General features: G+C 71.4%; 24 protein-coding genes, 1 tRNA gene and 1 pseudogene. 20 read left to right on the forward strand and 6 right to left on the reverse strand.

The genetic code is table 11. From position 1 onward, the window contains the following. Positions 1–114 precede the first annotated feature (114 nt). From ACFYPN_RS26275 to ACFYPN_RS26305, 7 genes are all read left to right on the forward strand, one after another. Positions 115–1,398, forward strand: a complete 1,284-nt coding sequence (locus ACFYPN_RS26275; protein WP_389301471.1) for a S1C family serine protease — start codon at positions 115–117, stop codon at positions 1,396–1,398. A gap of 187 nt (positions 1,399–1,585) precedes the next feature. Beyond that, the gene (locus ACFYPN_RS26280) at positions 1,586–2,314 is read left to right on the forward strand and encodes a response regulator transcription factor (protein ID WP_389301474.1); all 729 of its coding nucleotides are present in this window, start codon (positions 1,586–1,588) and stop codon (positions 2,312–2,314) included. Next, positions 2,311–3,726, forward strand: coding sequence for a HAMP domain-containing sensor histidine kinase (locus tag ACFYPN_RS26285; RefSeq protein WP_358759224.1), 1,416 nt, complete (start codon positions 2,311–2,313; stop codon positions 3,724–3,726). Before ACFYPN_RS26280 ends, ACFYPN_RS26285 begins: the two co-directional genes overlap by 4 nt. A 243-nt stretch (positions 3,727–3,969) precedes the next feature. Continuing rightward, positions 3,970–4,389 (forward strand): GntR family transcriptional regulator, encoded by a 420-nt coding sequence (locus ACFYPN_RS26290; RefSeq protein WP_358759222.1) that lies wholly within the window; start codon positions 3,970–3,972, stop codon positions 4,387–4,389. After that, complete coding sequence (locus tag ACFYPN_RS26295; RefSeq protein WP_358759220.1) at positions 4,386–5,309, forward strand: ABC transporter ATP-binding protein; 924 nt, start codon at positions 4,386–4,388, stop codon at positions 5,307–5,309. Before ACFYPN_RS26290 ends, ACFYPN_RS26295 begins: the two co-directional genes overlap by 4 nt. After that, positions 5,306–6,163 (forward strand): hypothetical protein, encoded by an 858-nt coding sequence (locus ACFYPN_RS26300; protein ID WP_389301478.1) that lies wholly within the window; start codon positions 5,306–5,308, stop codon positions 6,161–6,163. The genes ACFYPN_RS26295 and ACFYPN_RS26300 overlap by 4 nt, the downstream gene beginning before the upstream one ends. Further along, entirely contained in the window at positions 6,160–7,152 is a 993-nt protein-coding gene (locus tag ACFYPN_RS26305) for an ABC transporter permease (RefSeq protein ID WP_389301481.1), read from the forward strand. The genes ACFYPN_RS26300 and ACFYPN_RS26305 overlap by 4 nt, the downstream gene beginning before the upstream one ends. A gap of 148 nt (positions 7,153–7,300) precedes the next feature. Here ACFYPN_RS26305 and ACFYPN_RS26310 read toward each other — a convergent pair whose 3' ends face one another. From ACFYPN_RS26310 to ACFYPN_RS26320, 3 genes are all read right to left on the reverse strand, one after another. Continuing rightward, the gene (locus ACFYPN_RS26310; RefSeq protein WP_358759214.1) at positions 7,301–7,729 is read right to left on the reverse strand and encodes a hypothetical protein; all 429 of its coding nucleotides are present in this window, start codon (positions 7,727–7,729) and stop codon (positions 7,301–7,303) included. Positions 7,730–8,025: 296 nt separating this feature from the next. Beyond that, a complete protein-coding gene (locus tag ACFYPN_RS26315; protein WP_328720827.1) occupies positions 8,026–8,220 on the reverse strand; it encodes a DUF397 domain-containing protein in 195 nt (64 codons plus the stop codon). 13 nt (positions 8,221–8,233) lie between these two features. Continuing rightward, on the reverse strand, positions 8,234–9,085 hold the full coding sequence (locus ACFYPN_RS26320) for a DUF5753 domain-containing protein (protein ID WP_358759331.1): 852 nt from the start codon (positions 9,083–9,085) through the stop codon (positions 8,234–8,236). Between the two features lie 248 nt (positions 9,086–9,333). On the opposite strand from ACFYPN_RS26320, the gene ACFYPN_RS26325 reads away from it, so the two are divergent. After that, positions 9,334–9,813, forward strand: coding sequence for an ATP-binding protein (locus ACFYPN_RS26325; RefSeq protein WP_358759212.1), 480 nt, complete (start codon positions 9,334–9,336; stop codon positions 9,811–9,813). Positions 9,814–10,601: 788 nt separating this feature from the next. Here the strand turns inward: ACFYPN_RS26325 and ACFYPN_RS26330 are convergent. Beyond that, a tRNA-Ala gene (locus ACFYPN_RS26330) sits at positions 10,602–10,675 on the reverse strand. Positions 10,676–11,000: 325 nt separating this feature from the next. Here ACFYPN_RS26330 and ACFYPN_RS26335 point away from each other — a divergent pair. Further along, positions 11,001–11,501 (forward strand): hypothetical protein, encoded by a 501-nt coding sequence (locus ACFYPN_RS26335; protein WP_389301486.1) that lies wholly within the window; start codon positions 11,001–11,003, stop codon positions 11,499–11,501. Here ACFYPN_RS26335 and ACFYPN_RS26340 read toward each other — a convergent pair. Next, positions 11,426–13,246 carry a bifunctional metallophosphatase/5'-nucleotidase gene (locus tag ACFYPN_RS26340; RefSeq protein ID WP_358759210.1) on the reverse strand — a complete coding sequence of 607 codons (1,821 nt, stop codon included), beginning with the start codon at positions 13,244–13,246 and terminating at the stop codon, positions 11,426–11,428. The two genes, ACFYPN_RS26335 and ACFYPN_RS26340, sit on opposite strands and share 76 nt — an antisense overlap. A 206-nt stretch (positions 13,247–13,452) precedes the next feature. Continuing rightward, a pseudogene (locus tag ACFYPN_RS26345) lies at positions 13,453–13,633 on the reverse strand (GNAT family N-acetyltransferase); the annotation flags it as partial. A gap of 181 nt (positions 13,634–13,814) precedes the next feature. Between ACFYPN_RS26345 and mshD the strand changes: the two are divergent. The 11 genes from mshD (at position 13,815) to pstB (ending at position 26,052) form a co-directional block, all read left to right on the forward strand. Beyond that, on the forward strand, positions 13,815–14,738 hold the full coding sequence (mshD, locus tag ACFYPN_RS26350) for a mycothiol synthase (RefSeq protein WP_358759208.1): 924 nt from the start codon (positions 13,815–13,817) through the stop codon (positions 14,736–14,738). A 160-nt stretch (positions 14,739–14,898) separates the two neighbouring features. Then, on the forward strand, positions 14,899–15,384 hold the full coding sequence (locus ACFYPN_RS26355; protein WP_358759206.1) for a GntR family transcriptional regulator: 486 nt from the start codon (positions 14,899–14,901) through the stop codon (positions 15,382–15,384). Then, positions 15,381–16,298 (forward strand): ABC transporter ATP-binding protein, encoded by a 918-nt coding sequence (locus tag ACFYPN_RS26360; protein WP_389301490.1) that lies wholly within the window; start codon positions 15,381–15,383, stop codon positions 16,296–16,298. The genes ACFYPN_RS26355 and ACFYPN_RS26360 overlap by 4 nt, the downstream gene beginning before the upstream one ends. Then, positions 16,295–17,293: an ABC transporter permease subunit gene (locus tag ACFYPN_RS26365; RefSeq protein WP_358759202.1), complete on the forward strand. Its 999-nt coding sequence runs from the start codon at positions 16,295–16,297 to the stop codon at positions 17,291–17,293. Before ACFYPN_RS26360 ends, ACFYPN_RS26365 begins: the two co-directional genes overlap by 4 nt. A gap of 453 nt (positions 17,294–17,746) precedes the next feature. Further along, positions 17,747–20,020, forward strand: a complete 2,274-nt coding sequence (locus ACFYPN_RS26370; RefSeq protein ID WP_358759200.1) for an RNA degradosome polyphosphate kinase — start codon at positions 17,747–17,749, stop codon at positions 20,018–20,020. Further along, positions 20,007–21,017 carry a CHAD domain-containing protein gene (locus ACFYPN_RS26375; protein ID WP_389301494.1) on the forward strand — a complete coding sequence of 337 codons (1,011 nt, stop codon included), beginning with the start codon at positions 20,007–20,009 and terminating at the stop codon, positions 21,015–21,017. Before ACFYPN_RS26370 ends, ACFYPN_RS26375 begins: the two co-directional genes overlap by 14 nt. Next, positions 21,014–21,430 (forward strand): NUDIX hydrolase, encoded by a 417-nt coding sequence (locus ACFYPN_RS26380; protein WP_358759196.1) that lies wholly within the window; start codon positions 21,014–21,016, stop codon positions 21,428–21,430. The genes ACFYPN_RS26375 and ACFYPN_RS26380 overlap by 4 nt, the downstream gene beginning before the upstream one ends. A 380-nt stretch (positions 21,431–21,810) precedes the next feature. Beyond that, the gene (pstS, locus tag ACFYPN_RS26385; RefSeq protein ID WP_358759194.1) at positions 21,811–22,956 is read left to right on the forward strand and encodes a phosphate ABC transporter substrate-binding protein PstS; all 1,146 of its coding nucleotides are present in this window, start codon (positions 21,811–21,813) and stop codon (positions 22,954–22,956) included. A 227-nt stretch (positions 22,957–23,183) separates the two neighbouring features. After that, positions 23,184–24,179 (forward strand): phosphate ABC transporter permease subunit PstC, encoded by a 996-nt coding sequence (gene pstC / locus ACFYPN_RS26390; protein ID WP_358759192.1) that lies wholly within the window; start codon positions 23,184–23,186, stop codon positions 24,177–24,179. Next, on the forward strand, positions 24,176–25,246 hold the full coding sequence (pstA, locus tag ACFYPN_RS26395) for a phosphate ABC transporter permease PstA (RefSeq protein ID WP_358759190.1): 1,071 nt from the start codon (positions 24,176–24,178) through the stop codon (positions 25,244–25,246). Before pstC ends, pstA begins: the two co-directional genes overlap by 4 nt. A 29-nt stretch (positions 25,247–25,275) precedes the next feature. Continuing rightward, on the forward strand, positions 25,276–26,052 hold the full coding sequence (pstB, locus tag ACFYPN_RS26400; RefSeq protein ID WP_389301498.1) for a phosphate ABC transporter ATP-binding protein PstB: 777 nt from the start codon (positions 25,276–25,278) through the stop codon (positions 26,050–26,052). Positions 26,053–26,298: the final 246 nt, after the last annotated feature.

A 26,298-nucleotide genomic window follows, 5' to 3' on the forward strand; every position in this document is an offset into this window, starting at 1 on the left:
GTCGAGGCCCTCATCCGGGTCCCGTCCGGGCTCTTATCCGGATCCTACGAGCTTCTGCCGGGCTTCTCAGCGGGGGCTCAGGCTCTTCTCATGTTTCCCGGACACGCTTTCCTCATGACTGAGAGCCCCCGCCCGAGCGGCGAGTACCCGACGTATCCCACGTACGGCAACGACTCGTACGGCACCGAGTCGCACCCCGCGGAAGGACCCTTCGGCGCCTCCGCCGGGACCCCCGCCCCGCCTTCCGGCAGCGGCGCGTACCCGCCGCCCCCGGCGTACGAGCCGGCGCGGCCGACCGCTCCGGTGCACCCCGTCGTCATGGACCCGCAGACCACCGTGTGGCCGGGCGGCGCGGCGGGCGGCGCGGGCGGCGGCTCCGGGTTCTCGGGCTTCCCGGACCACGCCGGTTACCCGGCCCCCGCCCCGCTCCCGGAGAAGCCCGCGCGGAAGGTGAAGCGGCCGTACGCGCTGCTCGCGGCGGTCGCCATCGCGGCGGCGGCGATCGGCGGCGGCACCGCGACCCTGGTCGGTGACCTGGCGGACGGCGGGGGCGGCAGCACCAGCGCGAGCAGCACCGTCGTCAGCGGCACCACCGTCTCGTCCGGCCGCGCCGGCACCGTGGCCGGGGTGGCGGCGGCCGTCTCCCCCGCGATCGTCGAGATCGGCGCCACCTCCACCGCGGGCGACTCCACCGGCTCCGGTGTGGTCATCACCTCGGACGGCGAGATCGTCACCAACAACCACGTGATCACCGGCGCCTCCGAGATCAAGGTGACCCTCTCCACCGGCAAGACCTACACCGCGGACGTGGTCGGCACCGACCCGGACAAGGACCTCGCCCTCATCAAGCTGGAGAACGCGAGCGGCCTCAAGACCGCCACGCTCGGCGACTCCAAAGACGTCGCGGTCGGCGACCAGGTCGTGGCGATCGGCTCCCCCGAGGGGCTGAGCGGCACCGTAACCAGCGGCATCATCTCCGCACTGAACCGGGACGTCACGGTCGCGAAGGAGGAGAGCGACTCCGGTTCGGCCGACTCCAGCGACCCCAGCGGCACGGGCGGCTTCGGCGGCTACGGCAGCGGGAGCCAGGGCGGCGGCAGCGGCGAGCAGCAGTGGCCGTTCGAGTTCGGCGGCCGGCAGTTCAACGGCGACACCGGCTCCAGCACCACCACGTACAAGGCCCTGCAGACCGACGCCTCGCTCAACCCGGGCAACTCCGGCGGCGCGCTGATCAACATGAACGGCGAGATCATCGGCATCAACTCCGCCATGTACTCGCCCAGTTCGTCCAGCAGCACCAGCAGCTCCGGCGCGGGCAGCGTCGGCCTCGGCTTCGCCATCCCCGTCAACACGGTCAAGGCCGACCTGGAGACCCTCCGCTCCGGCGACGGTTCCTGACCGCTCCCGCCGGAGGCCGCCGAACCTCCGGTCCGCCCGCCCGGCGTGCGAGGCTTGGGCGGTGCCCGGCGGATCATGGCCGGGGTCCCGACGCCCTGCCCGACGGTGACCCACCGGACACCACCGGGACCATCCGTGGCCGCGCCGCCGGTGCCGCGCGGCCGAGACGAGAAGAGGACGCAGAGCGATGAGCCCCGCCGAAGACGATCCGCAGCGCATCCTGATCGTCGACGACGAACCCGCCGTACGTGAGGCACTCCGGCGGAGCCTCGCGTTCGAGGGGTACGCCACCGAGGTCGCCGTCGACGGTTACGACGCCCTCACCAAGGCCGAGGCGTACCACCCCGACCTCATCGTGCTGGACATCCAGATGCCCCGGATGGACGGTCTCACCGCCGCACGCCGCATCCGGGCCACCGGGACCACCACCCCCATCCTCATGCTCACCGCCCGCGACACCGTGGGCGACAGGGTCACCGGCCTCGACGCGGGCGCCGACGACTACCTCGTCAAGCCCTTCGAACTCGACGAGCTCTTCGCCCGCATCCGCGCCCTGCTGCGCCGCAGCTCCTACGCGGCGGCGGCGGGCACCGACATCACCGACGAGGACGTGCTCTCCTTCGCCGACCTGCGCATGGACCTCGCCACCCGGGAGGTCACCCGGGGCAACCGCCCCGTCGAGCTGACCCGCACCGAGTTCACCCTGCTGGAGATGTTCCTCGCGCACCCGCGCCAGGTCCTCACCCGCGAGCAGATCCTCAAGGCCGTCTGGGGCTTCGACTTCGAACCCAGCTCCAACTCCCTGGACGTCTACGTGATGTACCTGCGCCGCAAGACCGAGGCCGGTGGTGAACCCCGCCTCGTGCACACCGTGCGCGGGGTGGGGTACGCCCTGCGCTCCGGCGGTGAGGGGTGAGGCGCCTGGTACGCAGACTCCGCACCCTGCCCCTCCGGTCCCGCCTCGCCCTGCTGGTCGCCTTCGCGGTGGCGGTGGCGGTGGCGGCGGTCGCGGTGGCCTGCTGGTTCGTGACCAAGCAGCAGCTGGAACACCGCATGGACGAGTCGCTGCGCAGCTCCCGGCTGGGCGACGTCAGCGCCCTGCTCGCCTCCTGCGACAGCGGCAACCAGCAGCGCTTCCCGCCCGCCGTGGGGGGCGTCGCCTTCCAGGTCATCGATTCGAGCGGCACCGTCTGCTCCGTCGACGAGAACTCCGAGATCCCGGTGACCGACGCCGACATCGCGGTGGCCGAGGGCAGGGAGCACTACGCCCTGCACACCGAGACCACCAAGAACGGCGTGCGGATGCGCGTCTACACCTACCACCTGATCACCCAGCCCCCCACCGACTACGCGGTCACCATCGGCCGTCCGATGAGTGAGGTCGACGACCCGCTCACCGCGCTCGCCTGGCTGCTGCTCGCCGTCTCCGGCATCGGCGTGGTCGCCGCCGGAGCGGCCGGCATGTGGGTCGCGCGATCCGGGCTGCGCCCGGTGGACGAACTGACCCTGGCCGTCGAGCACGTGGCCCGCACCGAGGACCTGACCGTCCGCATCCCGGTGGAGGGCGAGGACGAGATCGCCCGGCTGTCGCGCTCCTTCAACTCGATGACCGCCTCGCTCGCGACCTCCCGCGACCGCCAGTCGCAGCTGATCGCCGACGCCGGCCACGAGCTGCGCACCCCGCTGACCTCGCTCCGGACCAACATCGAGCTGCTCGCCCGCAGCGAGGAGACCGGCCGCGCCATCCCGCCGGACGACCGCAAGGCCCTGATGGCCTCGGTCACCGCCCAGATGACGGAGCTGGCCGCCCTCATCGGCGATCTCCAGGAACTCGCCCGCCCGGACGCCGCCCAGCCGGGCCCGCTGGAGGTGGTGGGCCTGCACGACATCACCCGTACCGCCCTGCAACGCGCCCGGCTGCGCGGCCCCGAGCTGACCATCACCGCCGAGCTGGCCCCCTGGTACGTACGCGGCGAACCGGCCGCGCTCCAGCGCGCGATCGTCAACGTCCTCGACAACGCGGTGAAGTTCAGCCCGCCCCGGGGGTCCATCGAGGTCACTCTGGACCGGGGCGAGCTGACGGTGCGCGACCACGGTCCCGGCATCCCCGCCGACGAACTCCCGCACGTCTTCGAACGCTTCTGGCGCTCCCCCTCCGCCCGCCAACTCCCCGGCTCCGGACTCGGCTTGTCCATCGTGGCCCGGTCGGTCCAGCAGTCCGGCGGCGAGGTGTCGCTCCGCCCGGCCCCGGACGGCGGCGGCACGGAGGCGGTCATCCGCCTGCCGGGAGCGCCCACCCCGCCGCCGGAGATCGGCTGGGAGCGCTGAGCCTCCGGTGGAGCATGTCCTCCACGATGGCCCGGATGCCGGGGAGCAGACCATTTTTGCCACGCGCAGCACGCCTGTTCCGCACCAACACACGTGATGTACACGGGCGTTGACTTACCGACCCGCACTCCAGGCCGCCCAGGCGCCCCCTCCTCCGGTCGACCCAGGTGGGGCGGGGGTTGACTTCTGAGGCCACCTTGAAGGACCCTTTCACTACTCAATTAGTGAAAGGGGGGTTAAGTCATGGGGGAACCCGGCAGCGAGCACCGCATCGAGTACCGCATCGACCGCCGCAGCGGTGTCTCCACCTATGTGCAGATCGTGCAGCAGACCAAGCAGGCCCTCCGCCTCGGTCTGCTCGAACCGGGCGACAAACTGCCCACGGCCCGTGAGGTCGTGGAGGCCACCGCCATCAACCCGAACACCGTCCTGAAGGCCTACCGCGAGCTGGAACGCGAAGGTCTGGTCGAGGCGCGCCGGGGACTGGGCACCTTCGTGCGCAGGACACTCGGAGCCGCCCCGGCCGACGACTCCCCGCTGCGCGCGGAGCTCGCCGCATGGGCGCGGAAGGCCGAGGCCGCGGGCCTCGACCGCGAGGACGTGGCCGCGCTCTTCGGCTCCACGCTGGACGAACGTTTTCCGACCCCCAAGGGGAACCAGTGACACCCACCAGCTCCATACCGGGCGACGTCGCCATAGAGGCGTACGAACTCGGCAAGCGGTACGGCCGACGCGGGGCGCCCGTGCTCGACGGCTGCTCCTTCCGACTCCCCGCCGGGCGGATCAGCGCACTGGTCGGCCCCAACGGGACTGGAAAGTCGACCCTGTTGGCCATGGCGGCCGGTCTGCTGCGGCCCAGCTCGGGGACGCTCACCGTCCTCGGCGAGGCCCCCGGCAAGGCCCGTGACCGGGTCGCCCACCTCGCCCAGGCCAAGCCGCTCCACCCCCAGCTCAGCATCGCCGACACCCTGCGGATGGGAGCCGAACTCAACCCCGGCCGCTGGGACGCCCCGTACGCCGCCGGGATAGTCGAGCAGGGCTCCCTCAGCCCGAAGACGAAGGTCGGCCGGCTCTCCGGCGGCCAGCGCACCCGGGTGGCACTCGCCCTCGCGCTCGGCAAGCGGCCCGACCTGATGCTGCTGGACGAGCCGATGGCCGACCTCGACCCGCTGGCCCGCCACGAGCTGATGGGCACGCTGATGGCGGACGCCGCCGAGCGCGGCACCACCGTGCTGATGTCCTCGCACGTGGTGGCCGAGCTCGCCGACGCCTGCGACCACCTGTTGCTCCTCAGTGGCGGACGCATCCAACTCGGCGGCGACATCGACGACCTGGTCGCCGCGCACCGCCTGGTCACCGGGCGCGGAACACCCGCCGACCTCGCCCCGCACACCGTGGTCGAGGCCCGCGCCGCAGGTCGCGGTCTCACCGCCCTGCTCCGGCCCGAGGGCCCCGTCGGCGACGCCTGGGCGGTACAGGAGCCGTCCCTGGAAGAGGTCATCCTCACCCACCTGCGCTCCCCCGCCGCCCCTGCCCTGATCGCGTCGAGCACCACCGCGCACCCCGTGACGGTGACGGCATGACCACCGCCGCCCCGCCGGCCCCCGCCCCCCGCCGCACACTCCTCCGCCCTCGCGGTCTCGTCTGGAGCGTGCTGCGTCTGCACCGCACCGCGCTGGTGGTCTGGGGCGTGTTCGTGGCCGCCACGGCCGCTCTCCTGCTCTGGCTGTGGGGCCCGGGATCGAACGCGGCGCAGGCCGAGTTCGACCGGTACGGGTACTACGTGCCGTACCCGCACGAGGCGAAGTACGCCTACGCCGACCTCTTCTACCAGCCGTCCGCCCTGATCAGCCTCGCGATCTTCGCGGTTCCGCTGTTCGCCGCCGCCTCGCTGATCGGCCGCGAACTGGAGGACGGCACCGCACAGCTCGCCTGGACGCAGTCCGCCGGCCCCGCACGCTGGCTCGCCGTGAAGCTCGCCGTCCCCGCCGTGCTGCTCACCACCGGTACGGGCCTCCTCATGGGCCTCTACCGGCTCGCGTGGTCCGCACACAGCGGGTTGCTCACGGCCGGCTCGGCACCCGCCTCGCTCTACTTCTCCATCGGACCGGGAACCGTCGCGTACACCCTGCTCGGACTGGCCCTCGGCGCGGTCATCGGGCTGGCGGTCCGCAGAACACTGCCCGCGCTCGTGATCGCCGCCGTCGTGCAGTTCCCGATCAGCGCGTACCGCTCCCTCCTGTGGCCCCTCCAGCACAGCTCGGTCTACCGTCACATCCCCGATGTCCCGGTGCGCGGCGGTGCCCACCGCACCTACCTCCCCTCGCCGGACTACTGGCCGGTCCAGCTCACCGAGACCGCGATCGTCCTCGCCGTCACCGCCCTCCTGGTGGCCGTGGCGTTCCGCATCCTGCACATGAAGGCGGCCACCGCATGAGCTCCCTCGCCACCCTCGGCCGCCCCTCGGGACCGAACTGGCTGGTTCTCCGTCTGCACCGGCCCGCCCTGCTCGTCTGGGCGGTGATGGTCCTCGGCGGTATCGCCCTGCTGCTGTGGCTGGGCGGCCCGCTCACCGACGCCTCGGCCGACGCGTGGGACCGGTACAACGCCTGTGTCGACAGCGGGTGTCCGTACGACCAGGACGCCATCACCACCTACAAGTCGGTCGCCCTCTACAGCGCCTGCCTGGTGGCCCTCGCGCCGCTCGCCATCGCCGCCTGGGCGGGCGGCAGCCTGTTCGGCCGGGAGATGGAGGACGGTACGGCGCAACTCGCCTGGACCCAGTCCGTCCGCCCGGCCCACTGGCTCGCGGCGAAGCTCGCCCTGCCGGCCGCGCTGGTCGTCGTGGGCCTGACGCCGCTGGCGCTGCTCCACCGCCGGGCCTGGTCCGCGGGGCAGCACCGGGTCGACACCCTCAAGCCGTGGACCGACACCCTCACCTACAACGCCGGCGGGACGGTCCCGGTCGCCATCGCTCTGTTCGCCCTCGCCTTCGGCGCCGTCGCGGCCCTGCGACTGGGCCGCACCCTCGGCGCGCTCGGCCTGACCGTGGTCACCACCTTCGGCGTCTGGGCCGCCGCGACGCTCCTCCGGCCCCACCTGTGGCCGACCGTGACCCGCGTGTCCGGCCTCGGCGCCGACTCGATCCCCGGCACCTCCGGAGCCGAGAGCCTCGGCCACGGCATCATCACCTCCGGCGGCGCCCGCCTCACCGGCGACTCCGCCTGCTACCTCCCCGGCTTCCAGGAGGACCCGGCCTGCGTCCGGAAGCTCGAACAGCTGCACGCCACCGGCTACTTCGCCGACATCCATCCCGTCTCCCACTTCTGGCCCCTCCAGCTCGTGGAGACCGGCATCATCCTCGCCCTCACCGCCGTGATGACGTACACCGCCTTCCGCCTCCTCGCCCAGAAGACGGCGGCCTGAACATCTGCTCGGCGGGGGCCGGGGTCCGGTGGTCGGCTCGCGCGGGGGTGTGGTGGGGCGGGAGCGAGGGCGCGAGGGCGCTATCGGGGAGCCGTCCCCTTCGGGGAGTCGTGAGCGGTGCTGCCCATCCCCTTGCCGGCCGGGAGAGTCATCCGTCGCGGAGGCCGAACCCGTCGGGCATCCGGAAGAACAACTCCACGCCCTGACAACGCGATCCGTGGCCCTCGGCCCGGCTGACGAACACGTCCGCCTCGCCCCAAGGGCGTAAGTTCCACTCGCTCCAGAAGTCCCCGTGCCGGAGGGTGAACCCGCACGCCTCCCCCCGGTGGAGTGCGGCAAGCGCCCCGATGCAGCCACCACCCTCGTCCCAGCGCCGGGCCTGCACCGCTTCACCGGGCGGGAGCTGCGCAACGATGGACTGCACCTGACCCTGGACCCAACGGATCGCTTCCAGCGGGGTGTTGGTGGTGCAGTGCGCCGCATCCACGATCTGATCGGCTTCGACCGTGTGGTAGGTGACCCGTTCGCAGCGGAAGACGTCCGGTGGCGTTGTGGCCGAGGGTTGCGAGTCGTGCACGGGGGCCTCCTGTCACGCGCCGAGGACGCCCCCGCCCGCAACCGGCGTGACGAGCCGCAGAGCAGGGGCGCACGGGCCCACCTCCCCCAACAGGCGCAGATGTGAGGGGAGTTGACCGCCGCACAAGCAACGGTCGAGCGCTACGAAGCTAACGCCTGGCGCACCTCCGTATCAAGAGTTTGACGTCTAACGAGTGAACCTCGTCTCTCTACACATGTTGTACGAAAATCGAAAGCGGCCCCCACCTGCGCCGGTGAGGGCCGCCCGAAGCGCGTACGCGATGAGACCAGAGACGCTCACGCCAGGTCGTCGAACTCGCCCTCCTTGACACCACCCAGGAAGGCCCGGAGCTTGACGCGCGTCGTCCGGACGACCACGTCCGGGTTGTCACTCTCGCGCAGCAGGATCTCACCGTCGTACTCGGCCAGCTCCAGGCAGTTGTTGCCCTCGGGGGCAGACGACTTGGAGGACTTGCGCCACTGAATTTCCATGGTTCTCACGCCTTCACACTTGTTGTGCGACCTTTCGAATGAAGTCCCTGGACTCCCCTCGGCCGAGCGACAGCTCCTCCACCCGGTCCAGTGCGGCGCGGTAGTTGACGAGGCGCGTCTCGGCATCCAGGAATGCAGGTCCGGTCGCCGTATCCATCTGCACGGTATCCAGCTGCGGGACCGGACCGTAGACATATTGCGTCGCGCTGCCAGTCTCTGGGAAGCCGCCCGCAGCGAAGGGAACCACCCTGACCACCACGTTCTCCCGCTCCGACTCCCTGAGCAGATGGTCAAGCTGTCCGCGAGCCACCCGGGAGCTTCCAAACACCATCCGGAGCGCGGTTTCATGGATCAGGAACGTACATACGGGCGCGTCGACCCTATCGAGGACGTCTCGCCGCCTCAATCGATGCGAAATCGACCGACGCCGACGAGCCGGGCTCAGCTGCGGCACCGCCTGATCGAATACGGCGTTGGCGTAGTCCTCGTTCTGCAGCAGTCCCGGCTGGTAGATCACCTGCATGGACCGAATGCCGACCGCATGATGCTCCAATTCCGCCAGGTCCAACGCTCCACTGGTGAACTCGCCCCGATACTCCTCCCACCAGCCCTTGACCCGTTCCTCCGCCATCGCGGCCAGGGCTTCCACGTAGGCGGCGTCGGGGCACCCGTAGCCGCCGGCCCAAGTTCGCACCCGATCCGCACTCACCCCGAAGCGCCCGGATTCCGTGTTGCTGATGGCGGTGCGGTCCGTACCGAGCAGGCTCGCCGCCTCGGCCAGGGCGAGCCCCGCATGCTGACGCATCTTGCGCAGCTCGATCCCCACGCGGCACTGCCGGGCCGTGGGCGCCTTTCTCGGTGGCATCACGCTCTCCTCTGGTCGGCTCACAGTTTCGCTGGCGGCCTCACCGTAATCCATTCGGTCCCTTAATGAGCCGAAGTGGGTGCACAAGTGAGACTGCGCGCTAGTGTCTCCTCACAGCACCGGCAATCAGGTCGAAGATCCCGAAGTGCAGCCGTACACACACGCCTTGAGGGCGCTCCAGATTACGGCCATCGCCACGGACTCCACTCGGTGCAGGCACCCCCACCGACCGCGACGGGAGTACGCACATGACCACCACCGCCACCCCGATCCCCGCACCGCCCGACCCGCTCGGAGGCGAGCGTTACCGGCTCACGTTGCCGAACACCGCGTCGGCAGCCCGTATCGCGAGGGAATTCCTCGCGTCGCTGCTGGCGCGGGAGCAGCGCGGCGAACTCGTGGACGACGCGCGGCTCTGTGTCACGGAGCTGGTCACCAACGCGTACCGGCACACCAGTTCGTCACTGGTTCGAGTGCATGTGGCGGTGAACCGGAAGCGGGTCACCGTCTCCGTCGCCGACTACGACCCGCTAGCCGTCCAAGCCCTCGCCGCCCGGCTCCCCGGGCGCGAACAGGTGAGCGGGCGCGGCCTGTTGATCGTGGAGAACCTGGCTCTCGCCTGGGGGACGAACTCGCTGGACGACCGACTGCCCGGCCACAAGGCGGTGTGGTTCACCCTCGGGCGGTCCGAGCGGGCGCCCGTACCGGAACCAGCCGGACGGCCGTGATTCCCGGCCGGAGGGGCGGGCGCGAGGGCGCGATCGGGGAACCGTCCCCTTCGTGGAGCGGTGAGCGGGCGCTACCGGCGACGGGGCGCCACCCACCCCCGGTCCTCCATGAGCCGCCGACGCCAGTAGCCAAAAGCACCGACCGGGGGGGCCAACACAAGATGAGGCCCGAGGGAGACGGCCCTGCGGTCGAACTCGGCGTCGAGCCCGGCGACGATTTTGCCGAGGTCCGCCCGAGCACCGCGCGGAAGCCACCGCAGGACGTCTTCCAGGGAATCCCGGGCCACCAGAGGGTCACAGCAGTCGCAGCCGATCCTCGGATCGGGCAGCACACGTCCCGGTCGCCCCAGATGCCTCCGGCACTCCGCCAGGGCAGCGCCCACGGCACCCGGCCACAGCCGCTCTTCTTCCACCCGCCGGATCGCTAAGCGAGTCGCCGCCGACACGCCGTCGATCCGGCGGACCGGTACACCTCGCCGGGGCCGCCAGCGCTCCGCGCGCAGCCCTCTCGGACGCCTACGCGGCATCGGCCTTTCGGATTATCATGCGGCCATCCTGCCACGGGTCGCACCGTCCCCGCACGGGGCCTGCACCGCCTCCCTGTCACAGGGCGGTATCCGGTCCGGGCCGCAGGAGCGGGCCATCGACTGTGGTCAGCCGTGCGAACCGGCTTTGCCGGTAGCGCTGTGCGTGGCGCTCCACAGACCCACCAGTCCCCCCACGGCGGGTCCGACGCCGATCACCAGAGGGAAGACGACAACAGCACCGGCCACGGAGGCCAGGTGGGACGGGGCCGGCCGGATTCGAACCGGCGTCCTCCCACATGCCGTGAAGGCGCGACAACCACTGCGCTACGAGCCCCGTCCCGACCAGGATCGTACGGGGCCCGCGCGCTTCTCCGCCCGCGAATATTCGATCGCGGAGCTGCGGAGACCGCCCGGCCGGTCAGGTTCCGCCGCTTCAATTCGCCCGTCTCTTCCCGCATCATCGCCCGCACAATGGCCCGATGACGCGCACCGGGGACACCGAGGACGCCGCCACCGCACATGCCTGGGCCGCTCTGGGGGGGGCCGGAGGGACCTGACGAAGGGGGTGTCCTACGTCGGGGCCGGTGCCGTCCTGCCGTCCCGGCTGCCGGTGAACGCCACCTGCGGATCAACGGGCAGACGCCCACGTCCTTCGCCCCGTTGTCCCGGTTCTGGCGGACGGCCGACGGGTGGGTCCGCACGCACGCCAACTACCCCCACCACCGCGCCCGGTTGCTCCGCGCGCTCGGCATGGCGGACAACGGACGCGACGAGGCCCTCGTGGACCCGCTCGCGAAGGAGCTGGCGGCACGCGAGGCCCTGGAGATCCAGGAGACCGTCTACGCCGAGGGCGGCCTCGCCGTGGCCGTGGCCACCGAACCCGCCCCGCCGGGCCTGCCCCTGATCGAGGCGGCGCGCATCGGCGAGGGTGGCCCGGCCTCGCGCTTGCCGCTACACCCGGGACACGCGCTCACCTGCACCCCTGGCCCCCGTAGGCCCCTTCGCCGACACGCGAAAGGGGCGGCAGACCGTGACCCGGCCCGCCGCCCCCGTAACGCTGTCCCCCGTAACGCTGTCCGCGAGGACTACTGCACGATCGTGATGCGGTCCGTGACCGGCGGGGCCAGCGGCGCCGCGGCCGTGGAGTGGGCCGACAGGTAGGCGTTGAAGAGGTCCAGGTCGGAGGGGCCGACCAGCTTGTTCGTACCGAGGGCGAGAGCCGGGAAGCCGTCGCCGCCGCCCGCGAGGAACTCGTTCATCGCGACGCGGTAGGTCTTCGCCGGGTCGATCGCCTCACCGTTCAGCTTGATGCTGCTCGCCGAGACGCGGGCCGCGCCCGACTTCGTCAGGTCGAGCGTGTAGGTGAGGCCCTTCGAGACCTGGAGGATCTTCGGGCTGGCCTCGTTGAGGCCGCTGACCTGCTGCTGGAGCGCGGCAATCAGGTTGGCGCCGGACAGGTCCACGACGTTCATCATGTTGGTGAACGGCTGCACGGTGAAGGACTCGCCGTACGTCACCACTCCGTCGCCCTCGCCGGCGCCGTTGGCGTAGACGAGGTCGGCGCGGATGCCGCCCGGGTTCATGAAGGCGACCTGGGCGCCTCCCTGGTCGGCGGGGGCCAGGCCCTCCGCTTGCGCATCGGCGATCAGGTCGCCGAGCGGCTTCTCCAGGGCGGCGGAGCCGCGCCCGTTGATGTCGGCGCTGATGAAGCCCTGCGGGCGGCTCGCGATCGGGGCGGCCAGCGCGTTCCAGCGGGCGATCAGCGCGGTCATGTCCGAGGCCTTGGCCTGGTCACGGCTGACGACGTGGTTCGCCGACTTCACCGACGTACGCACGATGTCGTTGGTGCGGCGGTCGTAGGTGAGGGTCGTGTCGGTGTAGAGCTTGCCGAAGGACGCGGCCGAGGTGACCATGCGCGGCTTGCCCGCCGGGTCCGGGATGGTGCAGACGTACGCGGTGTGCGTGTGACCGGTGACCAGGGCGTCGACCTTCGGGGAGATGCCCTTGGCGATGTCCACGATCGGCCCGGAGACACCGGCGCCCGCGCTGTCGCAGTCGTAGTTGTACGCGCCGGAGGCCGGGGCCCCGCCCTCGTGGATCAGCGCGACGATCGACTTGACGCCCTGGCGGTCCAGCTCCTTGGCGTACTTGTTGACCGTCTCGATCTCGTCGTGGAACTGGAGTCCCTTGACGCCGTTCGCCGTGACGATGTTCGGCGTGCCCTCCAGGGTCACCCCGATGAAGCCGATCTTGACGCCGTTCTTCTTCCACACGAAGTACGGCTTGAGGACGGGCTTGCCGGTCTTCTCGCTGGTGACGTTCGCCGCGAGGTAGGGGAAGTCCGCGCCCTGGAACTTCTTGCCCTTCTCGTAGCAGCCGTCGACCGGGTGGCAGCCGCCGTTCTGAAGGCGGGTCAGCTCGCCGATGCCCTCGTCGAACTCGTGGTTGCCGACCGCCGTGACGTCCAGGTCCAGGCCGTTGAGCGCCTCGATCGTGGGCTCGTCGTGGAAGAGCCCGGAGAGCAGCGGGCTCGCGCCCACCATGTCGCCGCCGGCCGCGGTGACGGAGTACGGGTGCCCCTGGCGCGCGGTGCGCAGCGAGGAGGCGAGGTACTCGACGCCACCCGCGGCCACCGACTTCACGGTGCCGTCGGCCTGCGCCTCGGAGACCGTGCCGGAGGAGCCGGCCGGCGGCTCCAGGTTGCCGTGCAGGTCGTTGAAGGAGAGCAGCTGCACGTCGACCGTGCGGGACTGCTGGCCGTGGCCGTGGCCGGAGTTGCTTCCGTGACCGTTTCCGCGGTCATGGGCGCCGGCCGGCAGCGCGGCGAGCGCGCTCACCGTGGCCACGCCGGCCGCCAGGGCCAGCAGCCGCCGAGCGGCGCGGTTCTTCTTCGGAGTCGCTGACATCGGTCCCCTTGTGAGTGTTCAGCGTGGTGAGTGTGGAGCCTGGTGGCTGTTCAGCTTGGTGGCTGTCCAGCGTGGCGGGTGAACGGCGTGGTGCTCGTCCGGTGCGGCACGGGGGTGTTGACATGCCTGTGCCGTGCGTGCGGAAGCCTATGGTCAACGCGCGTAGCGCGACAGTCCTCCGAGGTTACGAGCTGGTTGCCTTCGCGTCAGAAGCCCTTACGGGCGGACGAACCACGCGCGTCCGCCGTCCACTCCCTGGGCGAGGAGACCGAGCAGGACCTCGTCGAGGAAAGCGCCCATGACCCAGGCCGAGGAGCGCAGCACGCCTTGACGGACGAAGCCGTTGCGCTCGGCGGAGGGAACCATCGCGGTGTTGTCGCGGAGCGTACCGACCGGCTGCCGCCGCGGCCGGAGCGGCCGGCCGAGGAGCTCCCGGCGGATCGCCCGGCACCCGCGGTACCGGGCGCCGACCCCAGCCCGACCCGTCACGCGCCCGTATCGTCCAGCGCCCGACCCGTCACGCGCCCGTACCGTCACCCGGCGGGCCGCCCGCCGTACGCTCGTCCGTATGACGACTGACGTACCCCTCCCCGCCCCCGGCCGCGAGATCCAGACGCTGGACGTGCTCGCACCCGCCCAGGCCGACGCCGTACTCGACCTGCTCACCGAGGCCGCCCGGATGGACGGCCGGCAGGCGGTCTCCGAACAGGGGCGGCTCTACCTCCGGGGCGGCCACCGCCCCGGCGTACGCCACCTGCTGCTGACCAGCGGCGGGGTGCTGGCCGGGTACGCGCAGCTGGAGGACACCGACCCGGTGGAGGCCCCGGCCGCCGAGCTCGTCGTCCTCCCCGCACAGCGCGGCCTCGGTCACGGGCGGGCCCTCGGCGCCGCCCTGCTCGCGGCCAGCGGCAAGCGGCTGCGGGTGTGGGCGCACGGCGGCGGCCCGGCCGCCCGCCACCTCTCGCAGGTGCTCGGTCTCAGCCTCTTCCGCGAGCTGCGCCAGCTCCGGCGCCCGCTGGTCCCGCTCGACGTCCCGGAACCGGTGCTGCCCGAGGGCGTCACCGTACGCACCTTCGTCCCCGGCCAGGACGACGCCGCCTGGCTCGCCGTGAACAGCGCCGCCTTTGCCCACCACCCGGAGCAGGGGGCGCTCACCCAGCGGGATCTGGACGACCGCATGGCCGAGCCCTGGTTCGACCCGAAGGGCTTCTTCCTGGCCGAGCGCGGGGGCGAGCTCGTGGGCTTCCACTGGACGAAGGTGCACGCCGAGGAGAACCTCGGTGAGGTGTACGTGGTCGGCATCCGCCCCGACGCGCAGGGTGGCGGCCTCGGCAAGGCGCTCACCGCCGTCGGCCTGCGCCACCTGGCCGCCGAGGGACTGCCGGACGTGATGCTCTACGTGGACGCGGACAACGTGGCGGCCGTGACGGTGTACGAGCGGATGGGCTTCACCACGCACGAGGTGGACCTGATGTACCGCACGGAGTCGTAGCCTCCGGGCTTCCGCACCAGGTGGCGTTTGACCATCTTCGGTGCGGTTCCGTCGCATTGGTCCTCAACACCCTGAACTACAGCGGGGGCGGCGTCACTTGACGCCGCCCCTTTCTTGGCCCACCCTTTCACCACTCCACTAGTGAAAGGGTGTTGACCGCATGGCAGAGCCCGCAGCGGTCGAGTTCCGCATCGACCGGCACAGCGGCGTCGCCACCTACCTGCAGATCGTCCAGCAGACGAAGCAGGCGCTGCGCCTGGGAGTCCTGCGGCCCGGCGACCGGCTGCCCACCGCGCGCGAGGTCGTCGAAGCCACCGCGATCAATCCGAACACGGTGCTCAAGGCCTACCGCGAGCTGGAGCGCGAGGGACTGGCCGAGGGCCGGCGCGGCATCGGCACCTTCGTGCGGCGCGCCCTCGGCGGCGCGGCCCACGAGGACGCCGACTCGCCGCTCCGCGCCGAACTCGCCGACTGGGTCGGCCGGGCGCGCACCGCAGGTCTGGAACGGGACGACATGACCGCGCTCTTCACGGCGGTACTGGACGGCACGCCCACGGGCGGCGGCACGGACCAGGGGAGCAGCACGGCTCGGGAGAGCAGCACGTCCCGGGGAAACAGCGCACACAAGGGGGAGACGAACGCATGACAGTCGCCGCGATCGAGGCCGACGGCCTCGGCACGACGTACAGCCGCAGGAAGGACGCGTGGGCACTGCGCCACTGCTCCTTCCGGCTGCCGGCCGGGCGGATATCCGCTCTCGTCGGCCCCAACGGAGCCGGCAAGTCCACCCTGCTCGCCCTCGCCGCCGGGGTGCTCCGCCCCGCCGAGGGAAGCCTGCGGGTGCTCGGCACCACACCGGCCGGGGCCCGCGCCCGCATCGGGTACGTGGCACAGGAGAAGCCGCTCTACGGGCAGCTCACGGTGGCGGAGACCCTGCTCACCGGCGCCGACCTGAACCCGGGGAGCTGGGACGCGGAGACGGCCGAGCGGTTCACCGGGGACCTGCCGCGCACGGCCCGGGTCCGTACCCTCTCCGGCGGTTCGCGCACCCGGCTCGCCCTGGCCCTCGCCCTCGGCAAGCGGCCCGAACTCCTGCTGCTGGACGAGCCGATGGCCGATCTCGACCCACTGGTACGCCACCGGCTGATGGGATTGCTCATGGCCGAGGCCGCCGAGCACGGCACCACCATCGTCATGTCCTCACACATCCTCACCGAGCTGGAGGGCGCATGCGACCACCTCCTCCTCGTCGACGGCGGCCGGGTCCGGCTCTCCGGGGACACCGAGGAGATCCTCGCGGCGCACGCCGTACTCACCGGGCAGACCGCCGACCTCGCCCCGCACACGGTGGTCGAATCCCGCACCACGGGCCGTCAGCTCACGGCGCTGGTACGGCCCGGGGGTCCGGTGGACCGGGACGCCTGGCTGGTGACCGCACCCTCCCTGGAGGAACTGCTGCTCGCCCACCTCCGCTCCCCCGACGCCCCGCCCCTGACCGTCCCCGGTTCGGGCCGCGACGGCGCCGACCACGAAGACTCCCGGACGGTGTCCGCGTCATGAGCACCCTCGCCCCGCCCCGCCCTGCCGTCCGCGCCTCCGCCGGCCTGCGCGGGCCCGCCCGGCTCGTCGTCCGCCAGCACCGGCGCGCGTTCCAGCTGCTGATCCTCCTCACCGTGCTGGCCGTCGCCGGTCTGGTGGCCGTCGCACTGTGGGTCGGCCACGACGCCGACGCCTTCGCCCGCACCGGCTGCCGTGTCGGCGACCAGTCCCCGACCCATGCCTGCGCGCAGTCCGTCCGTAACTACCTGGACAGCCAGCTGCGCCTCAGCCACGCCCGGAGCCAGGTCGGATTGCTGACGGTCCTGCTGCCCGCCGTGTACGGCGCGTTCATGGCGGGCCCGGCGATCGGACGCGAGCTGGAGAGCGGAACCCACCGTCTCGCCTGGACCCAGTCCGTATCGCCGGCCCGCTGGCTGACCGCGAAGCTGGCCGTCCCCGCGACGGCGGTCGTGGCAGTGACCCTCGTACTGACCGCCGCCCGCGCCTGGGCCTCGGGACAGGCCGAGCAGTACACCGACGAGTGGTACATGGACGGGCTCCGGTCCACGGGCGGTGTGCTCCCCCTCGCGTACGCGCTCTTCGCCCTGGCCGTCGGCACCCTCGTCGGCCTGCTGCTGCGGAGCACCCTCCGGTCCATCGCCGTGGCGGTGGTGGTCCAGGGCATCGCGATGTACGGGTTCAACGCGGTCCGCGTCCACCTCTGGCCGGTCGGGACGGCCACCTACCACTCGTACGGGATCGGCGCCTTCCACCTCGACCGGTGGGTGGTGGACACCGGCTACCTCACCAGCACCGGCGAGCGCCTGCCCCTCGACACCTGCATCGACAGCGGCGACACGTGCCTGAACGCGCTCGGCGTCACCGGCCGCTACGTCGACTACCACCCGGAGTCCCACCACTGGCCGCTCCAGCTCGTCGAGACCGGCATCCTGCTCGCGGTCGCGGCCCTGGCCGTGTACGCCTCCTACCGGCTGCTGCACCGCCTGCACGGCTGATCCGGCGCCGCGCCGGCCGTGCGGCTCATCCGCGACCGCCGCGACCGCCGCGCCGTCCGGGCTCCACGAGGGGAGAGTCCGGACGGGGCGGGGTGACGCGTTCTCCCCGGGCCCGGGACGGCGCGGCGGTACGCCTTCCCGGCGACCGGAGAACGCGGGCGCTCCGTGGCCCCGGAGCCCCAAGGGGGCGCCTACGGGCAGGTGAGCGCCCCACGCGAGCGCCCCGGGGTGGGGCCCTGCGGGTGGCGGTCCGGGTCACCACTCCGCGTCCACACCGCTTCCTGCATGTCATGTCACCGTTACCGTCCATTCAGACTCGCTTGCGAGTCTCTCGGAATGCAGCCAGCTGTGCCCGCCCCCCGCAACGGAAAGCCTCAGCGCCCTCCCGGACCTTCCGCGATCTTTCCCCGCTCCGACGCGCCCACTGGGCCATTCAGCGGGAAGAATGGGTCCATGAGCCAGCAGCCCAGCGCCGATGTACCGGTCCAGCCCGCCGCCTCGTCCACCCCTCCGGCCCAGCCGTCGGCCGGGTCCCTCGCCGCGCACCGCCCGCCGGCGGTGTCCAAGGGCTCGTCGGGCTCGTCGGGGTTCTCCACCACCGCGGACCTGGCCCCCGGCCTCGACGCCGACGCCGACTCCTACGAGCCGGGCCGTGACGGCGGCGGTCTCCCCGCGAACCGCTTCCTCGACCGGGAACGCAGTTGGCTCGCATTCAACGAACGCGTTCTGGAGCTGGCGGAGGACCCGGCCACCCCCCTCCTCGAACGGACCAACTTCCTCGCCATCTTCGCGTCGAACCTGGACGAGTTCTTCATGGTCCGGGTCGCCGGCCTCAAGCGCCGCATCGCCACCGGCGTCGCCACCCGCTCCGCGTCCGGGCTCCAGCCCCGTGAGGTCCTGGAGCAGATCTGGACCCGCTCCCGCGAGCTCATGGCCCGGCACGCCGCCTGCTACCAGCAGGACATCGCCCCGGCCCTCTCCGACGAAGGCGTCCAGCTGATCCGCTGGCCCGACCTGACGGAGAAGGAACAGGCCCGCCTCTTCACCTTCTTCCGCCAGCGCGTCTTCCCCGTACTCACCCCGCTCGCGGTGGACCCGGCGCACCCCTTCCCGTACATCTCCGGCCTCTCGCTCAACCTCGCCGTCGTCGTACGCAACCCGGTCAGCGGCCACCGCCACTTCGCCCGGGTCAAGGTGCCGCCGCTGCTCACCCGCTTCCTGGAGGCGTCCCCGCAGCGGTACGTGCCCATCGAGGACGTCATCGCCGCCCACCTCGAAGAGCTCTTCCCGGGCATGGAGGTGCTCGCCCACCACATGTTCCGGGTCACCCGGAACGAGGACCTGGAGGTCGAGGAGGACGACGCCGAGAACCTCCTCCAGGCGCTGGAGAAGGAGCTCATGCGGCGCCGCTTCGGCCCGCCGGTCCGCCTGGAGGTCGAGGAGTCCATCGACCCCTACGTCCTCGACCTGCTGGTCCGCGAGCTGAAGGTCACCGACGCCGAGGTCTACCCGCTGCCCGGCCCGCTCGACCTCACCGGGCTCTTCGGCATAGCGTCGCTGGACCGGCAGGAGCTGAAGTACCCCAAATTCATCGCCGGCACCCACCGCGACCTCGCCGAGGTCGAGTCCGCGTCCGCGCCGGACGTCTTCGCCGCGCTCCGCGAACGGGACGTGCTGCTCCACCACCCGTACGACTCCTTCTCCACCTCCGTCCAGGCGTTCCTGGAGCAGGCGGCGGGCGACCCGGACGTGCTGGCGATCAAGCAGACGCTCTACCGCACCTCCGGCGACTCACCGATAGTCGACGCCCTGATCGACGCCGCCGAGTCCGGCAAGCAGGTCCTCGTCCTCGTCGAGATCAAGGCCCGCTTCGACGAACAGGCCAACATCAAGTGGGCCCGCAAGCTGGAAGAGGCCGGCTGCCACGTCGTCTACGGCCTCGTCGGGCTGAAGACCCACTGCAAGCTGTCGCTCGTCGTCCGCCAGGAGGGCGACACCCTGCGCCGCTACTCCCACGTGGGCACCGGCAACTACCACCCCAAGACGGCCCGGCTCTACGAGGACATCGGCCTGCTCACCGCCGACCCGCAGGTCGGCGCGGACCTCTCCGACCTCTTCAACCGGCTCTCCGGCTACTCCCGCCGCGAGACCTACCGCCGGCTGCTCGTCGCCCCCAAGTCGCTCCGCGACGGGCTCGTCGCCCGCGTCAACAAGGAGATCGCCCACCACCGCGCCGGGCGCCCCGCCTACGTCCGTTTCAAGGTCAACTCCATGGTGGACGAGGCGATCATCGACGCCTGCTACCGGGCCTCCCAGGCGGGCGTCCCGGTGGACATCTGGGTACGCGGCATCTGCGCGATCCGCCCCGGGGTCCCGGGCCTCTCCGAGAACGTCCGGGTCCGGTCGATACTCGGCCGCTTCCTCGAACACTCACGGCTCTTCTCCTTCGGCAACGGAGGCGAACCCGAGGTCTGGTTCGGCAGCGCCGACATGATGCACCGCAACCTCGACCGCCGGATCGAAGCCCTGGTCCGGGTCACCGACCCCGCCCACCGCGCCGCGCTCAGCCGGCTCCTGGAGACCGGCATGGCCGACACGACCTCGTCGTGGCACCTGGGTCCCGACGGCGAATGGACCCGGCACTCCACCGACGCGGACGGCCGCCCCCTGCGGCACGTACAGGAAATGCTCATTGATGCACGGAGGCGCAGGCGTGCGACGCCCTGACCAGCAGACGCCCGGTACCGCCACGGCACTGACCGCCGAGGCGGTACTGGCGCCCTACCTCCGCGCGCAGGCGGCCGACTTCCTGCGGAGCCTGCGCCTGCACCGTGAGCAGAGCGCCCCCACGGACTCCGGCAGCCGCGGCGCGGACGAGGCCGCCCGCTCGCTGCGCCGGTCGGCGCGCCGCATCAGCGGGTCGCTGCACACCTTCAAGGGGCTGCTCGATCCCGGCTGGGCCGACCAGCTCCGCGCCGAGCTGGCCTGGCTCTCCGGCACCCTCGCCCGCGAGCACGACTGCTCCACCCGGCTCCTGCGGCTCCTCGAAGCGCTCCACCGGCTGTCCGGCGCCCACCTCCCGGCCGCCCGCACCGGCAAGGCCGGCGGCACCGGAACCGGCGGCGCCACCACCGACCGGGCGGCCCTGGACGTCGGCGCCGCCCGCGCCGGAGCGCTGCTGGAACGCCAGCTCACCCTGGCCCGCACCCGCGCCCACTCCGCCGCGCTCCAGGCGCTCGGCTCCTCCCGCTTCCACGCGGTCGCCGACGCCGTCGCGCTCCTCGCCTCCGAGGTGCCGCTGACCGCCGGGGCCGGCGCCCCCGCCGCCGAAACCCTCCTCGACCCGGCCGAACGCGCCCGCCAGCAGTTGCTCGGCGCCGTCGCGGCCCTCCCGCCGGGCGAAGCCGCGGATGTCTACAACGAGGCGCACGACGCGCACTGGCAGCAGATCCGGCTGCTGCTCCGCCTGCACCGGTACGCCCACGAGGTCGTGGCCGGCACCCCCGACCCGGTACTCGCCGGTCCGGAACGCGCCCTCGACCTGCACCGGGAGGCCTCCGAGGCCGCCTCGGCCGCGTCGGCAGCAGCCCGCACCCCCCGCATCGCCCCGGCCACCGCGTACGCCCTCGGCGTGCTCCACGCCGACCAGCGCCACGAGGTCGACGCCGCCCGCTGCGTGTTCCGCGAGACCTGGCCGTACGCTGCGGCCGTGGCGGTCCCATGAGCGCGCCCGGCCCGGTGCTCGCCGCCGGCTGCGTTCTCTGGCGCCGTTCCCCGTACGACGGCGGCCTCGAGGTCTGCCTCGTGCACCGGCCCCGGTACGACGACTGGTCGCACCCCAAGGGGAAGCTGAAGCGCGGCGAGAGCGCACGGGACGCGGCGGTGCGCGAGGTGCTGGAGGAGACCGGCCACCACTGCGAGCCCGGCGTCGCGCTGCCGACGCTGCGGTACGAGGCGAACGGGCACCCCAAGGAGGTCTTCTACTGGGAGGCCCCCGCCACGGGCGGAGCCTTCGTCCCCAACGACGAGGTGGACCGCGTCGCCTGGCTCCCGCCCGCCGCCGCCCGCGACCGGCTGACCCGCCCCGCGGACCGCATACCGCTCGACGCGATGCTCGCCGCCCGGCCGGACGCCTGACGCGCCCCGTGGCCCGGTGGCTGATGCCTCGGGTGCCGGACTCCTGATGCCGTGGGTGCCTCGGGTACCACGTCCCTGACGTCCCGGGGTGTCCGGCGCTTCCGGACGCCCCCGGCCGGGCTCCCGGCTGCCGCCCCGCGCGCCCCCCGTTCGCCGCGGCGGGCCGGCCGAACGGTGCCCGGAGCGGCACAAAAGCCCGCAACCCCGCACCGCCCCGCACGGTTCACCTTCCGTTCACTCGCTCCCGTAGGCCGCTTCACCTGTTCTGCCTAATTTCGGACGTACACGGTGCGAGGCGCTCAGCCAAGACACCACTCCTCATCGCACGCCGTCGTAGAACATTCAGACCACGGCGGCTCTTGGAAGGAAACACCCGAAAAGTGAAGCTTCAGCGCAAGAACCGGCTTCGTGCCACCGCGCTCGGTGCCCTCGCCGTCTCCAGCGCCCTGGTCCTCACGGCGTGCGGTTCGGACGACAACACCGGCAACGACTCGGCCACCAGCGGCAGCAGCAAGTCCGCCACCGCGGCCGCGTCCGACATCTCCTGCGACGGCGCCAAGGGCCAGCTGCTGGCCTCCGGTTCCAGCGCGCAGAAGAACGCCGTGGACCTCTGGGTCAAGAACTACATGGCCGCCTGCTCCGGCGTCGAGGTCAACTACAAGTCCTCCTCCTCCGGTGAGGGCATCATCGCCTTCAACCAGGGCACCGTCGGCTTCGCCGGCTCCGACTCCGCGCTGAAGCCGGAAGAGGTCGCCGACTCGAAGAAGGTCTGCAAGACCGGCCAGGGCATCAACCTCCCGATGGTCGGCGGCCCGATCGCGATCGGCTTCCACCTCGAAGGTGTCGACAGCCTGACGCTGGACGCCCCCACTCTCGCGAAGATCTTCGACACGAAGATCAAGAAGTGGAACGACGCGGCCATCACCAAGCTCAACCCGGGCGTCGACCTGCCGGACAAGGCGATCCAGCCCTTCCACCGCTCCGAGGACTCCGGCACCACGCAGAACCTCGGCAAGTACCTCGCCGCCACCGCCGCGGACGACTGGAAGTACGAGCCCGAGAAGAAGTGGCCGGCCCCCGGTGGCCAGGCCGCGACCGGCTCCGCCGGCGTCGCCGCCCAGGTGAAGCAGGTCGACGGAGCGATCGGTTACTTCGAGCTCTCCTACGCCTCCTCGCAGTCGATCTCCACCGTCGACATCAACACCGGCGCCTCCGCCCCGGTCAAGGCCTCCCCGGAGAACGCCTCCGCGGCCATCGCCGCCGCCAAGATCAAGGGCACCGGCAAGGACCTGGCGCTCGACCTCGACTACACCACCAAGGTCGAGGGTGCCTACCCGATCGTCCTGGTCACGTACGAGGTCGTCTGCGACACCGGCAACAAGGCCGACACCCTCCCGACGGTCAAGTCCTTCCTGACCTACACCGCCTCCGACGCGGGCCAGAAGGTCCTCACCGAGGCCGGTTACGCGCCGATCCCGACCGAGATCAACACGAAGGTCCGCGAGACCATCGCGGCCCTCTCGTAAACACCCGCGACACCCCGGGACACCACCCGGAACACCCCTCCGCCTCCGGCGGAACCCCGTGCGGCCCGGCCCCTCGTCCGGACCGGGCCGCACGGACATGAACGACCGGCGGCCGGCCGGGCGGTCAGCCCCGCGAGGGGCGTCCGCCACCGGCCGGCCGCCGCGCTTTCCCATCCGGTGCACCGCCGCCAGGGGGGCTCAGCTCCCTCACACAGACCGGAAAGACCATGGCCTCCACCACACCGATAGACATCCCACCGGCACCGCCGGCCCGCCAGAGCCGCCCCGCCCAGTCCAGCGGGCGCGCCGGCGACAAGATCTTCCTGGGCCTCTCGCGGGGTTCGGGCATCCTGCTTCTCGTGATCATGGCGTCCATCGCCGTGTTCCTCACCTACCGCGCCGTACTCGCCGTCTCGAAGGACGAGGGCAACTTCCTCACCACCTTCGACTGGAACCCGGCCGGCGACCCGCCGGTCTTCGGCATCGCGGTCCTGCTCTTCGGCACGGTCGTCAGCTCGATCGTCGCGATGGTCATCGCGGTCCCGGTCGCCGTCGGCATCGCCCTCTTCATCTCGCACTACGCGCCGCGCAAGCTGGCCGCCCCCCTCTCCTACGTGGTCGACCTGCTCGCGGCGGTCCCCTCGATCGTGTACGGCATCTGGGGCGCCCTCGTCCTGGTCCCGCACCTGGAGGGCCTCAACCTCTGGCTCGACGAGTACTTCGGCTGGACGTACCTCTTCGAGAAGACCGAAGTCGGCGTCGCCCGCTCGCTCTTCACCGTCGGCATCCTGCTCGCGATCATGATCCTGCCGATCGTGACCAGCGTCAGCCGCGAGGTCTTCCTCCAGGTCCCGCGGATGAACGAGGAAGCCGCCCTGGCCCTCGGCGCCACCCGCTGGGAGGTCATCCGCCTCTCGGTGCTGCCCTTCGGACGCTCCGGCGTGATCTCCGCCTCGATGCTCGGCCTCGGGCGCGCGCTCGGCGAGACGATGGCCGTCGCCACGGTCCTCTCGCCCAGCTTCCTCATCTCGTTCCACCTGCTCAACCCGGGCGGCGGCACCTTCGCCCAGAACATCGCCGCGAAGTTCGACGAGGCCACCCAGCTCGGGCGTGACGCCCTGATCGCCTCCGGTCTCGTCCTCTTCGTGCTCACCCTGCTGGTCAACGGCGCGGCCCGGCTCATCATCGCCCGCCGCAAGGAGTACTCGGGGGCCAACGCATGAGCCACGCATCGACCGGCGTCCAGGACCGTCCGACGCCGTCCGGCGGCAACCTCAGCAGCCGCGCCCTCCCGCGCTGGGCACCGCTCGGGTTCGCCGTCGTCGCGATCCTCCTCGCCGTCGCCGTCGGCACCGCGGCCGGCCTGGACAGCCACGTCCAGTGGGGCCTGATCGCCGCGCTGCTCTTCCTGGCGATCTCGTACGCGACCACCACGGTGGTCGAGAACCAGCGCCAGGCGAAGGACCGCCTCGCGACCAGCGTCGTCTGGGTCTGCTTCATCCTCGCGATCGTCCCGCTGGCCTCGCTGCTCTGGACCACGGTGACCCGGGGCGCGAAGGTCCTCGACGGGTACTTCCTCGGCCACTCGATGGCCGGAGTGCTCTCCACCGAGCCCGGCGGCGGGGTCTACCACGCACTGATCGGCACCCTGGAGCAGGTCGGCATCGCCACCGTCATCTCCGCGCCGATCGGCCTGCTCACCGCCATCTACCTGGTGGAGTACGGCAAGGGCGCGCTCGCCAAGGCGGTCACCTTCTTCGTCGACGTCATGACGGGCATCCCCTCCATCGTCGCCGGCCTCTTCATCCTCTCGATCATGCTCATGGCCGACCTCGGGCCCTCCGGCCTGATGGGCTCGCTCGCCCTGTCGATCCTGATGATCCCGGTCGTGGTCCGCTCCACCGAGGAGATGCTCAAGCTCGTCCCGAACGAGCTGCGCGAGGCGTCGTTCGCCCTCGGCATCCCGAAGTGGCGCACCATCCTGAAGGTGGTCCTCCCGACCGCGATCGGCGGCATCACCACGGGTGTCATGCTCGCCATCGCCCGTGTCGCCGGGGAGACCGCGCCGATCATCCTGCTCGTCTTCGGCAGCCAGCTGATCAACACCAACCCCTTCAGCGGCCCGCAGTCCTCGCTCCCCTACTACATCTGGGAGCAGTACAAGGTCGGTTCCGAGGCGTCGTACGACCGCGCCTGGGGTGCTGCGCTGGTCCTGATCGCCTTCGTCATGATCCTCAACCTGGTGGCCCGCGGTATCGCCCGCTGGAAGGCCCCGAAGACCAGCCGCTGACCGCGGCCACGAAAGAAGCAGTGATTCAGATGGCGAAGCGCATCGACGTCAGCGGCCTCACCGCCTACTACGGCAGCCACAAGGCCATCGAGGACATCTCGATGACCGTCGAACCCCGCTCCGTGACGGCCTTCATCGGCCCGTCCGGCTGTGGCAAGTCCACCTTCCTGCGGACCCTGAACCGGATGCACGAGGTCACCCCCGGTGGCCGCGTCGAAGGCAAGGTCCTGCTCGACGACGAGAACCTGTACGGATCGAACGTCGACCCGGTCACCGTGCGCCGCACGGTCGGCATGGTCTTCCAGCGCCCCAACCCGTTCCCCACCATGTCGATCTTCGACAACGTCGCGGCGGGCCTGAAGCTGAACGGCAAGTACCGCAAGAACGAGCTGAGCGACGTCGTGGAGAAGTCCCTCCAGGGCGCCAACCTCTGGAACGAGGTCAAGGACCGCCTGAACAAGCCGGGCTCCGGCCTCTCCGGCGGTCAGCAGCAGCGCCTCTGCATCGCCCGCGCCATCGCGGTCGAGCCCGAGGTCCTGCTGATGGACGAACCCTGCTCCGCGCTCGACCCGATCTCGACCCTCGCGGTCGAAGACCTGATCAGCGAGTTGAAGGAACGCTTCACCATCGTCATCGTGACGCACAACATGCAGCAGGCGGCACGCGTCTCCGACCGCACCGCCTTCTTCAACCTCGCCGCGGTCGGCAAGCCGGGCCGTCTCATCGAGATAGACGAGACGGAGCGGATCTTCGCCAACCCGTCGGTCCAGGCCACCGAGGACTACATCTCGGGCCGCTTCGGATAAGCAGCCGCCCGGCCTCCGCCGCCCGGACCTCTTCCGGGCGGCGGACCCCGAACTGCCTCGCGGTGCTGCATGGCGGTGCCACCGTGAGGCGAAAAGGGGCCGCCCCCGTTCTCTGCGAAGAGAACGGGGGCGGCCCCACATCCGGAACCCGTCGGTGCGGGCGTCGGGCGATTCGGGGATCAGCCATCACGTGCGTCAGCCATCACGTGCGTCAGCCGTCACGTGCGTCAGCCATCACGTGCGTCA

The sequence above is a fragment of the Streptomyces sp. NPDC005576 genome (genome assembly GCF_042871745.1).
Lineage (GTDB): Bacteria > Actinomycetota > Actinomycetes > Streptomycetales > Streptomycetaceae > Streptomyces.